Genomic DNA, 12,772 nt, shown 5'->3' with positions numbered 1-12,772 from the left:
TTATTTTAAACAAAACACAAAAACATAGATTACAACAATAAATATCTGTTCGTTGATTAATAATTTAAATTTCAACATTGCACAATAAAAAAACTTTGCCCAAATGGACAAAGTTTATATAATTGTATGATTTGTTTTTTTAGAAAAGGAAGGTTACTGCAAGATAAGTAATTGCTGCTACTATTGCAGAGATTGGAATGGTAAGAACCCAAGCCCAAAGTAAGCTTACAGTGATTCCCCATCTTACCGCTGAAATTCTTTTCGTTAATCCTACCCCGATGATAGAACCTGTAATCGTGTGTGTAGTAGATACAGGAATACCGAAGTGGTCTGTGATGAATAAGGTAATAGCACCTGCCGTTTCTGCACTTACTCCTTCTAATGAAGTTACCTTCGTAATCTTTGTTCCCATTGTTTTGATGATCTTCCAACCACCACTCATTGTACCTAAACCAATAGCAAGGAAGGAAACCAAAGGAACCCAGATATAATGCTGTGCAAAATAATCAAAACGTTCTGCAGAAGGAATATTCAAATACTGCGCATCCTGAAGCATATTTACGTGATAATAGATTACTGCTGCACCAATGATCCCCATTACTTTCTGAGCATCATTCAAACCGTGTCCCAAGCTGAATAAAGCTGAAGAAGCCAGCTGTAATCTTTTGAAAGACTGGTCTGCTTTGTGGGGGTTTGATCTTTTATAAAGATGTACAATAATCAGAGTAATAATGATCGAGATAATCATCCCTATGATTGGTGCCATGAAAATGAACAGGAAGATAGGAATTACTTTATCAAACTTTACGACACCCTGTTGTGTTACCTGGCTGAAAGCTTCTTTAATGGTATCCCACATCCCAAGCCCGGGTTGTGCTGCAGCTACATCATGATAATCCATCATGAAGGCATGCATAAGAGCCGCTCCTAAGAAACCTCCGATCAGCGTGTGTGAAGATGATGAAGGGATCCCGAACCACCATGTCAAAAGGTTCCAGGCAATTGCGGCGATAAGGCCGGAAAATATAACCTCAAGAGTGATAAAATTCTCATTAACTGTTTTGGCAATTGTATTACCAATTTTGAATTCTCCAATAATATAAGCAGCAATAAAGAACGCTGCAAAGTTCCAAAGTGCCGCCCAAAGTACAGCCTGGAATGGAGTTAAAACTTTTGTAGAAACTATAGTTGCAATTGAGTTGGCTGCATCATGGAAACCATTGATATAATCGAAGATCAGGGCCAGCGCAATAATAACTACAAGTAAAATCGGAAATTCCATTTTTTGCTATGTATTAGGCGTATTTAATCATGATGTTCTCAATCGTATTGGCAACATCTTCTGCTTTGTCTGTTACAATTTCAAGGTAGTTTAATACAGATGAAACTTTAATAATGTTGATGGCATCATTAGTTTCAAATAATTCTACCATTGAGTTGGAAAGCAAATCGTCAGCAATATTCTCAATAGAGTTCACCTTAATACAAGCTTCTTTCACCTGTTCCATATTTTTGAACCCTTTAAGGTTTTTCATTGCATTCTGAATTTCAAGACATGCTTTGTGGATTAATAAAGAGAAGTCTGAATAAGCCTTCATCTCCGGTGATTTGTAAAGGAAAATATATTTTGTGGATGCGTAGATATAATCAGCGATATCATCAAGTCCTGTTGCCAGTGTGTGAATGTCTTCACGGTCAAAAGGTGTAATGAAGTTCTTCCCTAATTCTACGAAAATTTCGTGAGTAAGTTCATCATTCTTGTGTTCAAAGTCGCTCATTTTCTTCAACATTGAATCGTCATTAAGATCGAAATCCTTGATTCCTGTGTTGAATTCTTCTGACATTGCAACTAGATTTTCAGTTACTTTTTCGAAAAGTACAAAGAAGATTTTATCTTTTGGTTGAAAAGCGTGGAAAATATTACCAATTCCCATTTTTTAGTATTTATAATTCGTGTGCAAATTTCTTAAAAAAGGATTGTACGTGAAACTATATAACATTAAGTTTTGTTAACATTCGCTTAACTACTGATTATCAAACAAAAAAACCGGCATCAATGCCGGTTTTGTATGGTATAAGAAGAGATTAGTTTGCTACTTCAGCTCTCATATCTTTTCCTTTGAACTTCATCGATTGAATATTGCTCAATACATTGTCTTTGAACGATTTTTCAACTTCGAAGAAAGAGAATTTCTCTAAGATTTCAATATCACCGATTTCCGCTCTTTTTTTGGTTTTTCCGCCAGCAGTAGCTTTGTTGATAATATCTAAAACATCAAGTTTCTTCAAATGGTCTTTTTTACCAAGGTTGAAGAAAAATCTTACCATGTTTTCATCTCTTCTTCTTGGCTTTCCACCACGATCTCTGTCTCTTCCACGGTCTCCACGATCTCTGTCGCGACCTCTATCTCTGTCTCTGTCACGTCCGCGATCTCTTCTAGAATAGTCATCGTCTCTGCTGCTTAATTTCTGCTCAACAAGGTCATGCTTGTCTTTGTAGTATAAAGCAAGATCTTTCAACTGAAACTGTAGAAGCTGGTGTACCAGTTCTTCTTTTGTAAAGTTGCTCAGATCCGGGATTAAGCTATCATCAAATTCAAAAAGATCTTCGTGTTCCGTTAATAATTTCTCGAATACACCACCTACCTGAGCTTTGATAATATCTTCACCTGTAGGGATGAATTTTTCGTTAATTTCAATTTTCGTTGCCGATTTGATCTGTTTCAGTTTTCTGCTTTCTTCAGGCTTTATTAAAGCCATAGAAATACCATCTTTTCCAGCTCTACCTGTTCTACCGCTTCTGTGAACGAATACTTCAGGATCATCTGGTAAAGAGAAGTGAATAACGTGAGTTAAAGAGTTTACATCCAATCCTCTTGCTGCAACGTCTGTCGCTACAAGAATATCAATATTTTTCAATCTGAATTTCTTCATTACCGTATCTCTCTGTGCCTGAGAAAGATCACCATGAAGAGCGTCAGCTGCATATCCGTTCTGCATTAAGAAATCAGCAACCTCCTGAGTTTCCATTCTCGTTCTACAGAAGATAATGGAGTACTGGTTAGGGTTAGCATCAATTAATCTTTTTAATGCTTCTTTTTTCTGACGGTATCCTACAACATAGTATTCGTGAGTAATGTTCTTCTTCACTTCGTTGATAGAACCTACTGAAATACGATGCGGCTTTGTAAGATAATTTTTGGAAATTCTTTCCACCTCTTTATTCATCGTTGCAGAGAATAAGAAAGTTTGTTTAGTTTCCGGAGTTTCGCTTAGAATGGTTTCCAATTCGTCTTTGAATCCCATAGAAAGCATTTCATCAGCTTCGTCTAATACTAACCAATGAATCGCAGAAAAGTCTAATGCTTTTCTGTTGATAAGATCAATTACTCTTCCCGGAGTTCCCACAATAATCTGTGGTTTGTCCTTCAAAGATCTCATCTGCTCTACAATACTACTTCCACCATAAACCGCAGTTGTCTTGATGTCTTTCATATACTTAGAGTAATTCTTTATGTCCTTCGAAATCTGAAGACATAATTCCCGTGTCGGACAAAGCACCAATAATTGGATTTTGCGACTCGTATCGTCAATCATATCCAAAATCGGAAGCGAAAACGCTGCTGTTTTGCCTGTCCCTGTCTGCGCAAGTGCGATCAAGTCGCGAATATCTGAAAGAATAAAAGGGATAGTCTGTTTTTGGATTTCTGTTGGGCTTTCGTAACCCAGTTCGCCAATTGCCTTAAGGATATCAGGACTTAAATTGGTTTCCGTAAATAAATTCATTAACTATTTTAAAATTTTTGCAAAGATACAATAAATATTTGATTTGTTTTTGAATAAAGTTTTAAATATACAATCTTAAATTCAGAATCTTTTAATATTTCTTTGATTTTTTAAAAATTAAATGTAAAAAAAACAGCCTTAAACTAAGGACTTGTTAAACATTATTTTTTTTTATTAAATTGGATTGATTTTTTCTGTGATATTAATGAATTTTCAAAAATAAAACCATAGAACATATATTTTTCTCTTTTTATATTATTATGCAAAACATTGAATCTATCACAAAAGACCACTTAAAATAACATAAAAATTTCTTCAAAAGAATAATGAGAGCTTCAGGCATCCGGTACCTGGCAGCACCTTACTTATCAACCTGTTTTGATTCCCAATCTGCCACTGCAAATTCCTTTATCATCTAATATCCGTCTATTATCCCTACTGAAAGTATAAAACCTAAATAGATTTTGTACATTTGAATTGTGGTATGAATTTCCAATTCTAAATTTCGGGATTGAATAGCCTACCCAAATCTGACTTAGCAACAACACTAAAAATACCTCACATAATATGTCTGCAAGCATTTCTTCTAAAACATTTGATTTTTTAAACAAATTAAATAAAAACAATAACCGCGAATGGTTTACTGAAAATAAAAACCTGTACACAGAATCTCAGCAAAATGTTGTGTCATTTCTTGATGAACTGATTAAGGAGATGTCTGGTTTTGATGAAGAACTTGCTAAAATAGACAGTAAAAAGGCCTTATTCAGAATTTACAGAGATACCCGCTTTTCAAAGGACAAATCGCCTTATAAAACCAATTTCGGAGCTTCTCTGGGAATGGGAAAAGGAAATCAGAAAGGAGGTTATTATCTTCACATGGAACCTGGAAAGTCCTTCTTAGCAGGAGGAATCTATATGCCGGAATCTTCTGTCCTGAAAGAAGTCCGCAAAGAGATTTCTTTGTATGGAGACGATTTTCTAAAAATTCTCAATAATAAAGATTTCAAAAAACATTTTCCCGAGCTTGACCAGGACGATAAACTAAAGAAAATACCTCAGGGTTTTGAAAAAGAAGATCCTATGGGAGAATATCTCAAACTTAAAAATTTTATTGTAGTATATTCTCTGAAAGATGAGGAAGTGCTGGACAAAAATGCTGTAAAAAACATGACCAAAGTTTTCAAACTGATGAAACCTTTCAATGATTTTCTAAATACACCTTTTCTCTAGATAGTTTTACTTTTTCAACTACCGCTCACTCGTTTTTCACAGATCATTGGGTGCATTCTGGTTGAAGTTCTATTTCTACAGAATGTCATAATCAGATGTTCAGGGGGATACAGGTGTCTCTGTGACAAATCAAAATTATAGTAAAACTCCCCAGGTTACAAAAACAAATTTCAGAAATCAATCCTGAAAATCAAGCCATTATAATTAACATTTTTTAAGAAAAGTTTTACATTTTTACGTATCTTTGCTGTTCGCCAAAAAGCCAAAGATGTCTTTATACCAAAAAATTGCAGAGAAACTACAATACATAAGCCCGAATTTCTACAAAAAAAGATATTTTAAAGCTCTAAATAATCTTAATAAAAATAACTTTTCGGAACGTAATGTAGAACCGGAATTGGTATGGATCAAAGAATACCTTCCTAAAAATGCTGTGATACTGGATATTGGTGCCAATGTGGGAACTTTCCTTTATCAGCTGGAAAATACATTGAAGCATGAGCATATTTATGGTTTTGAACCTAATAAAAAGCTTTACAGAAGACTGAAAAGACTGTTTTCTGACATGCATATTCTCCCTCTTGCTCTTTCGGATGAAAACAGGATTGCAGAATTCAAAGTACCCATCATTAATGGTAAAACTATTGCTTCCCGTGGTACTTTAAACACTTCTTACAAAGAAAAAGGAGAAGAGAAAAGCTATACGGAACAAGTAAAAGTTATTAAACTTGACGAATGGGCAGCACTGGAACATTTCAACAGACTTGATTTTATCAAAATAGATGTTGAAGGAAACGAAATAAAAACTCTTTCCGGAGCGAGAGAAACTATTAGGCAATTTAAGCCGACCTTAATGGTTGAAATGGAGCAAAGACACCATGAAACTCCTATATGGAATGAAATATCCGAAGTGATGAGCTGGGGATATGATGCCAGATATCTAAACAGAAACAGCTTTACGCTGGAAAATCTTACAGAAGATATTATAACACAAAATACAAACGACGAAAAAAATAAAACTCAGTACATCAACAATATTATTTTTATACCTAAAAACATTTAAAACAACTTATGAGTGTAGTAGCGAGACAAGGCTTCAAATATTCCATTATCGGTTATATTGGTTTTTTGCTGGGCACCGTTTCCGCAATATTTATATTTCCGAATGATTTTGAATTTTACGGAAAGCTACGCTACATTCTTCCCACAGCTGAAATGCTGGTTCCTTTTGTTGTTTTGGGTATTTCTTATTCGAATGTGAAATTTTTTCACAAAGTAGAAAAAGATGGTAAAAAACAGAATATGCTGTCACTGTCACTACTGACGGTTTTTATCAACTTTATTATTTTCACGGCTGTATTTTTTATACTTCCCTATTTTTATCCGAAATTCAGACATTCAGAAGCATGGAAGATCAAGGAAATGATTCTTCCATTGATTTTAATCCTTTCATTCTGTGCTATTTTCAATAAATACACATCCAATTACAAAAGAATTGTAGTTTCCAATATCTTCGACAATCTGTTTCCGAAAATAGCGAACCTGGGAGCATTCTGTCTTTTTTTCTTTGCTTTATCACAGAATGTTACAGCTTCTACGTCACAGATCATTGCATATGCTTTCTTTTTTGGAATTTTCTTTTTAATGCTTTTGGGATATATTTATTACACCAACAAACTGGAAAAAATCCAGCTGGATTTTAATACCGATTATTTCAAAAAGAATAATTTCTGGAAAGAGTTTTTCAATTACAGTTTCTTTGGATTCCTGGGAACTTTTGGAAATTATCTGGCGATCAACAGCTTTATGATCGGAGAATTTATGGGAATGGAAGAGGTTGGAATTTATTCTGTTCTGTATGCTCTGATCTCGTTAATTTCTATTCCCCAGCTTGGATTATTTAATATTTCAGCACCTATCATCAACAAAACTCTGGCAGACGGAGATATGGTGGAACTGGACAGGTTCCATAAGAAGACATCCTTGACCTTATATTTCCTTGGTGCCGTTTTATTCTCCTGTATTATGGTAGGATTTCCTTATCTGACGCAATTTATGCCAAAGAACGGAACCATGCTCAGAGAATATGAACCCGTAGTCTGGATCTGGGGTTCTGCAGTATTAATAGATCTTGCTACCGGATTCAACGGGAATATTATTTCACTCTCAAAATATTACAGATTCAATATTCTGGTGATGCTTTTGCTGGCCGGGCTGACTATCGGCTTGAATTATTATTTCATTAAAAACACGGATCTGAAGCTGATCGGAATTGCTTTATCTACGGCTATTTCACTTACTATTTACAATGTTGTGAAAATTGTTTTCAATTATATTGTATTTAAGGTTTCGCCGTTGAGTATTGAAATGATTTTCGTCTCTATTATCTGTACTTTAGCCATTACAGTAGCCATTGTTCTTCCCAACTTCAACAGCAATCTGCTTAATATGATATACAAACCTGCAGTGGTCTTAATACTGATCTATGTCGGAAATTACTTCACCAGGATTTTCCCTGTTGAGGATTACCTGAATATGAGATTTATTAAGAGTGTATTTAAGATAAAATAATTGCTTTTAAGACAGAAAATAAAATAATCTAAAGCTTTTTATAGCAAGCCTTTGAGAAATTGCTCCAGTTTTTTCTGAACTTTTTTCCTGCTGTATGTTGTATAAAAATCAAATGGATTTTCAGAAACGGTTTTTAACTGTTCGAGAATATTTTCTTTTTCAGGAATAATAAAATTCAGTTTTGAAGGATACTTTCCCGGAAAAACAGCCAGTTTTCCATAAGCTATGGCATCGCCAAGGTTTCCTGTCATTTTAGTGAGTCCATACGTTTCTTTCATACCAAAAAATTCTGTATCCTGTTGAATCGGACACCATAGGACATCTGCTTTTTGCATCCATTGTTCAAATTCTTCTGAAGAAACTCTTTCAGAAAAATAGGTGATTTTAATATTTTCAGGTAATTTTCCACACAGATTTTCAAGTTGTTTTAACTCGTGTCCGGTTGCTTTTCCAAGGAAAACAAATTGGCAATATTTATCCGGATTAAGTTTCCGAATGGTTTCGAAAATAGAATGATAATCTCTTCTTTTCTGTGAAACACCACCGGGAATCACCACCATAAGCTCTTCATTTTTTACTTTATCAAAATCTCTTGTGTAAAATAGTGGCAAATAATGATATCTCCCTGATATCAGAGCTTCATCCAGCACGAAAAGAGTTCTTGAAGTATTATACACTTTGGTTTTGTAGAACAAACCTTCTTTCAACCACAATTTTAGTCTGAAGATAACGTCTCCCTTGAAAACACTTTTCATCAGATCCAACTTGGATGCTTTTATGAAATTAAGATTATGGGAAATAACTGCCGTATTGTACCTTTTTGTGACTGCTAAAAATGTATTAAAATAACGGTGTACAGTACCTATGATCACAAGATCATATCCTTTTCCCTTTAACTGATCCAGAATCATAGAACTATCTGATAAAAACACAGCTTCATGGCGGTGGCTTACCTGATCTTTGATTCTTTTTGAAAAATAATAGTCTACCGTAAAATCCTGAGAACCTTCCATAATATCCATGAAAGCCTGGGCGATTTCTGCGTGGGTATCTATTTCTATGTAAGCTATTTTTTTCACAGTTTAACGGGAGTTATATCTTAAATTTTGGCTAAAGCCAATGGAATCTTTACTTTTTTGATTAAACGATTAAAACCCATTTCTATTGATGGGCATTTACAACGTATAAAAAATCACCTTCTACATTTTCAGCCATTTCTTTTTCAACATTCTCCAACGTTGATCATTAACGGCCTTCTGTTCTTCTTTGGTAATTTTCAGTTCTAATTTCTTTGATCTGCAGTTTTCATAAGATGTAATAATATCAAAGAAAAATGAAACAGATTTACTTTTCATAGCTTCTTTTGAAGAGGCAATATAAGCCAGAAACCTATTCAGTCCCAAGAAATAAAAATATCTTCCGTAATAATCAGCAGGACGTATGGTGTAATCGGCTCCTTTTACTTTAATCAGCTTTACATGGAGCTCCGGAAGTACAACTTCTTTCCATCCATGATTTTCCAACAGTATGGAATCAATATTATCCCAGCCCAATGTTTCCCTTAAACCACCAATCTCTACAAAGCATTCTTTACGATAAGCCTTCATAGGACCCCTCACGTGATGTTTATTGGAATTTCCTTCATACACCCAGTTCCCATCCTTTTCGATATACAAAAGTCCTCCCACAAGCCCATATTCAGGATGATTGATAAAAGCTGTTGCTACTTCCGCCAGATAATTTTCCGGAAGAATAATATCGGCATCAAATTTACAGATGATATCAAATTCATCCATAGCTTGAGTCTGAAGTCCGTTTTTAAAAGCGTGAACGACTTTAGATCCTGGCTCATGTTCAGATTTCTGTAGGTTGGTTGTTTCAAAACGGGAATCAGTTTCTGTATAGTTTCTGATGACCTCAGCTGTTCTGTCTGTAGAACCGTCATTCACTACCACTACTTTAAAATCTTTGCTGCTTTGCTGTTGCAGAGAGTTAAGAGTAAATGGGAGGTTGTCTTCTTCGTTATGGGCAGGAATTATGATTAAAAACCTCACAAATTATAGTATAAATGATGATGAATAAATGATCAATGATGAGAAGCTTTTGAGGGCATCAATTATCATTGATCATTTATCGTTGATAATTTTATTTGTTATGCGGTTTCAGCATGTTTTTCGGATCAAGAATTTCATCCAGTTTTTCCTGAGAAAGAATTCCCTTCTCCAAAACAAGGTTGTATACGCTCTTTCCTGTTTCCAATGCTTCTTTTGCAATCTGTGTTGATTGTTTGTATCCGATGTAAGGGTTCAATGCTGTAACAATACCGATGCTGTGTTTCACCATATTCAGACAAACTTCTTTATTGGCAGTAATTCCAACCACACATTTGTCACGAAGCGTATCCAAAGCATTGCAAAGGAAGTTGATGTTTTCCATGATGGCATGTGAAAGTACAGGTTCCATTACATTCAGCTGTAATTGTCCTGCTTCTGCGGCAAAAGTTACGGTAAGATCATTTCCAAATACTTTGAAACAAACCTGGTTAACTACTTCCGGAATTACAGGATTTACTTTCCCTGGCATTATAGAAGATCCTGGCTGCATTGGCGGAAGATTGATTTCAAAAAGACCAGCTCTTGGACCTGATGAAAGTAATCTTAAGTCGTTACAGATTTTGGATAACTTCACCGCAAGACGCTTTGTAGCTGAAGAATAAATTACATACGATCCCGTGTCAGGGGTAGCTTCTACTAAATCCGGTGCTGAAACAATCGGGAATCCTGTAATCTGAGCTAAGTTTTTAGCACAAAGAGTGGCATATCCTACCGGAGCATTCAAGCCTGTTCCGATAGCTGTAGCTCCCATATTTACTTCTACAAATAGGTTGGCGTTGTTATTCAGTTTGGAAATATCCTCTTCTAAAGTGGCAGCATATGCTTCAAATTCCTGTCCTAAAGTCATTGGAACAGCATCCTGAAGTTGTGTACGTCCCATTTTAATAACATCATGGAACTCCTGTCCTTTTGCACGGAAAGCCGTGATAATTCTTTCCAGTTTTTCTACCAGCCCAATGTTCATCTGAAGCAATCCCATTTTGATTGCTGTAGGATAAGCATCGTTAGTAGACTGAGAAAGGTTGATATGGTCATTGGGTGAACAGAATTCGTATTCTCCTTTATTTTTTCCTAATTTTTCCAACACGATATTGGCGATCACCTCATTCGCATTCATGTTGATGGAAGTTCCTGCACCTCCCTGAATCATATCTACCGGAAACTGCTCATGATATTTCCCTTCTACAATTTCATCACATGCTTCTGCTATTTTAAAATACAGGTTTTCGTCTAGAAGTCCTAGTTCATAATTGGTTTTAGCTGCTGCTTTTTTTACAAAAGCCAATCCTTTTATGAAGTCCGGATATGAAGACAAAAGCTGCCCTGAAATTTTGAAATTGTTAATAGCTCTTTGTGTCTGAACCCCATAATAAGCATCTAAAGGCACATTCAGTTCGCCTAATAAATCACTTTCTTTTCTGAAATTTTCCATTACAGATATTTTACTGTTTTTGATCGTTTAAAGATAGCAAAAACGCATCTAACCGATGCGTTTTAATTTGAATTATTTTGTTGGATATTTTTGATTTAAAGCCTGGAGTATTGCCCATGTTTCTCCATCCATAATTCCGTCATAATTCTGTGGACGGAAATGATATTGGAATGCTTCAATTGTTTTCTTCGTAGCATCATCCCATTTTCCGCTAAGATCAAGTGCATATCCGAATTTCTGCAATGACGTCTGAATAAGGAAAATAAAGCTGGAATCATTATATCTTGCTGTAATATCAGCCTGTGCTGCCTCAAGATAAGTCTGTTTAGCCGCTTCATCATACCACATTCCAATCTGGTACTCATCATAAAGCTTTTTCCATGGAAACATTGGCCCGGGATCCTGTTTTCTTGTAGGTGCAATATCGGCATGTGCCAATACATTCGTAGGCTGGATCTGATATCTCGTCACAATATCTTTAACCAAAGCCGCTACTTTTTTCACCTGGTCATCGCTAAAAGGAGCAAAGGTTCTTTTCCCGGTAGCATCCGTGGTATACCCTGTATTTACAATTTCAATACCGATAGAATTATCGTTGAGATTTTTGTCATTTCTCCACGCGCTTACTCCTGCATGATAGGCTCGCTTATTTTCATCCACCAATTGATAGATCTCGTTATCTCCTGTATTATTTACCAGATAATGGGCACTCACCGCCTGTTGGGTAAGAACGGTAAGAGATTTATCGTCCGGAAGGGCTGTATAATGTAATATAAGATAACGTTGTCTGAAATTCTGGGCTACCGCAGGAAAATAAGTTTTCACCACTTTATATCCGGCTGGTTTCGCAGATACAATAGAACCATAACTTGCCGTATTATCATTTTTTGTTGGGTCTGCTATATTAGTAGTAAAAAAGTCTACTCCATGATCAGATACAACTTTTGGTTTTGAAGCCACCGGAGGAGTTGTTTGAACCGTCGGTTTCGCCTGTGTTATTGGGGTTTTCGGTTTGTAAGTATTTTTTTTCACATTTTGTTGGGAAGTACATGAAAAAACAAAAGTGCTTAATCCGATGATATATAATGTTTTACGCATCAGTTTGGTTTTTGAATGATTTATTACCTCAAAAATACACAAAAATTTCTTGAATTTTATTTGGTAAATAAAGAAATCTGTTCTATATTTGCACTCGCAATAACGGAACAACGATCATTAAAAAATAAACAAAAAGGAGGGTTGCCGGAGTGGTTAACGGAGCAGTTTGCTAAACTGTCGACGCGAAAGTGTCGCAAGGGTTCGAATCCCTTACCCTCCGCTCTTATTATATATTCGGGGCGTAGCGTAGTCCGGTCATCGCGCCTGGTTTGGGACCAGGAGGTCGCAGGTTCGAATCCTGCCGCCCCGACTTTTTAATGTGCTTATTTACTAAGCGAGAATCAACTTCTAAGGGTGCGTAGCTCAGCTGGATAGAGCATCTGCCTTCTAAGCAGACGGTCAAAGGTTCGAATCCTTTCGCGCTCACAAAGACCTCACAATTTTTATTGTGAGGTCTTTTGTTTTTAGAAGGCTACAGATCTTATTTTACAATCAAACAATATCACAGAGAAATCGTACTCTTAATTTAAAACTGAAA

At 35.8% G+C, this 12,772-nt stretch carries 10 protein-coding genes and 3 tRNA genes; 6 read left to right on the top strand and 7 right to left on the bottom strand.

Going from position 1 to position 12,772, the window contains the following annotated elements:
• Positions 1–139: 139 nt before the first annotated feature.
• The 3 genes from RHP76_RS20945 to RHP76_RS20935 form a co-directional block, all read right to left on the bottom strand.
• On the bottom strand, positions 140–1,282 hold the full coding sequence (locus RHP76_RS20945) for an inorganic phosphate transporter (RefSeq protein WP_034700227.1): 1,143 nt from the start codon (positions 1,280–1,282) through the stop codon (positions 140–142).
• A gap of 13 nt (positions 1,283–1,295) precedes the next feature.
• The gene (locus tag RHP76_RS20940) at positions 1,296–1,934 is read right to left on the bottom strand and encodes a DUF47 domain-containing protein (RefSeq protein WP_027374906.1); all 639 of its coding nucleotides are present in this window, start codon (positions 1,932–1,934) and stop codon (positions 1,296–1,298) included.
• Positions 1,935–2,085: 151 nt separating this feature from the next.
• Positions 2,086–3,786 carry a DEAD/DEAH box helicase gene (locus tag RHP76_RS20935; RefSeq protein ID WP_062676431.1) on the bottom strand — a complete coding sequence of 567 codons (1,701 nt, stop codon included), beginning with the start codon at positions 3,784–3,786 and terminating at the stop codon, positions 2,086–2,088.
• 567 nt (positions 3,787–4,353) lie between these two features.
• Here RHP76_RS20935 and RHP76_RS20930 point away from each other — a divergent pair.
• From RHP76_RS20930 to RHP76_RS20920, 3 genes are all read left to right on the top strand, one after another.
• Positions 4,354–5,019, top strand: a complete 666-nt coding sequence (locus RHP76_RS20930; RefSeq protein WP_062676432.1) for a DUF2461 domain-containing protein — start codon at positions 4,354–4,356, stop codon at positions 5,017–5,019.
• A 268-nt stretch (positions 5,020–5,287) separates the two neighbouring features.
• Positions 5,288–6,082 carry an FkbM family methyltransferase gene (locus RHP76_RS20925; RefSeq protein ID WP_062676433.1) on the top strand — a complete coding sequence of 265 codons (795 nt, stop codon included), beginning with the start codon at positions 5,288–5,290 and terminating at the stop codon, positions 6,080–6,082.
• A gap of 8 nt (positions 6,083–6,090) precedes the next feature.
• Complete coding sequence (locus RHP76_RS20920) at positions 6,091–7,590, top strand: lipopolysaccharide biosynthesis protein (RefSeq protein WP_311228954.1); 1,500 nt, start codon at positions 6,091–6,093, stop codon at positions 7,588–7,590.
• Positions 7,591–7,628: 38 nt separating this feature from the next.
• Here the strand turns inward: RHP76_RS20920 and RHP76_RS20915 are convergent, their stop codons facing one another.
• From RHP76_RS20915 to RHP76_RS20900, 4 genes are all read right to left on the bottom strand, one after another.
• Positions 7,629–8,669, bottom strand: coding sequence for a hypothetical protein (locus RHP76_RS20915; RefSeq protein WP_311228953.1), 1,041 nt, complete (start codon positions 8,667–8,669; stop codon positions 7,629–7,631).
• Positions 8,670–8,789: 120 nt separating this feature from the next.
• Entirely contained in the window at positions 8,790–9,644 is an 855-nt protein-coding gene (locus tag RHP76_RS20910) for a glycosyltransferase family 2 protein (protein WP_311228952.1), read from the bottom strand.
• A 91-nt stretch (positions 9,645–9,735) separates the two neighbouring features.
• Positions 9,736–11,136: an aspartate ammonia-lyase gene (gene aspA, locus RHP76_RS20905; protein WP_062676437.1), complete on the bottom strand. Its 1,401-nt coding sequence runs from the start codon at positions 11,134–11,136 to the stop codon at positions 9,736–9,738.
• Positions 11,137–11,208: 72 nt separating this feature from the next.
• Positions 11,209–12,234, bottom strand: coding sequence for an N-acetylmuramoyl-L-alanine amidase (locus RHP76_RS20900; RefSeq protein ID WP_120232964.1), 1,026 nt, complete (start codon positions 12,232–12,234; stop codon positions 11,209–11,211).
• 135 nt (positions 12,235–12,369) lie between these two features.
• On the opposite strand from RHP76_RS20900, the gene RHP76_RS20895 reads away from it, so the two are divergent.
• From RHP76_RS20895 to RHP76_RS20885, 3 genes are all read left to right on the top strand, one after another.
• A tRNA-Ser gene (locus tag RHP76_RS20895) sits at positions 12,370–12,454 on the top strand.
• A 15-nt stretch (positions 12,455–12,469) separates the two neighbouring features.
• Positions 12,470–12,544: transfer RNA gene (locus RHP76_RS20890), tRNA-Pro, on the top strand.
• Between the two features lie 42 nt (positions 12,545–12,586).
• Positions 12,587–12,660, top strand: a tRNA-Arg gene (locus tag RHP76_RS20885).
• Positions 12,661–12,772: the final 112 nt, after the last annotated feature.

Origin of the sequence: Chryseobacterium sp. SG20098, from assembly GCF_031844745.1 — a bacterium.
Classification (GTDB): domain Bacteria; phylum Bacteroidota; class Bacteroidia; order Flavobacteriales; family Weeksellaceae; genus Chryseobacterium; species Chryseobacterium cucumeris.
Note: the sequence above shows the minus strand (reverse complement) of the source record. Positions and strands in the feature narration are given on the sequence as shown.

Coding starts and splice junctions, on each gene's coding strand:
- RHP76_RS20945 (WP_034700227.1), bottom strand. CDS start 1,282: ATGGAATTTCCGATTTTACTTGTAGTTATTATTGCGCTGGCCCTGATC.
- RHP76_RS20940 (WP_027374906.1), bottom strand. CDS start 1,934: ATGGGAATTGGTAATATTTTCCACGCTTTTCAACCAAAAGATAAAATC.
- RHP76_RS20935 (WP_062676431.1), bottom strand. CDS start 3,786: ATGAATTTATTTACGGAAACCAATTTAAGTCCTGATATCCTTAAGGCA.
- RHP76_RS20930 (WP_062676432.1), top strand. CDS start 4,354: ATGTCTGCAAGCATTTCTTCTAAAACATTTGATTTTTTAAACAAATTA.
- RHP76_RS20925 (WP_062676433.1), top strand. CDS start 5,288: ATGTCTTTATACCAAAAAATTGCAGAGAAACTACAATACATAAGCCCG.
- RHP76_RS20920 (WP_311228954.1), top strand. CDS start 6,091: ATGAGTGTAGTAGCGAGACAAGGCTTCAAATATTCCATTATCGGTTAT.
- aspA (WP_062676437.1), bottom strand. CDS start 11,136: ATGGAAAATTTCAGAAAAGAAAGTGATTTATTAGGCGAACTGAATGTG.
- RHP76_RS20900 (WP_120232964.1), bottom strand. CDS start 12,234: ATGCGTAAAACATTATATATCATCGGATTAAGCACTTTTGTTTTTTCA.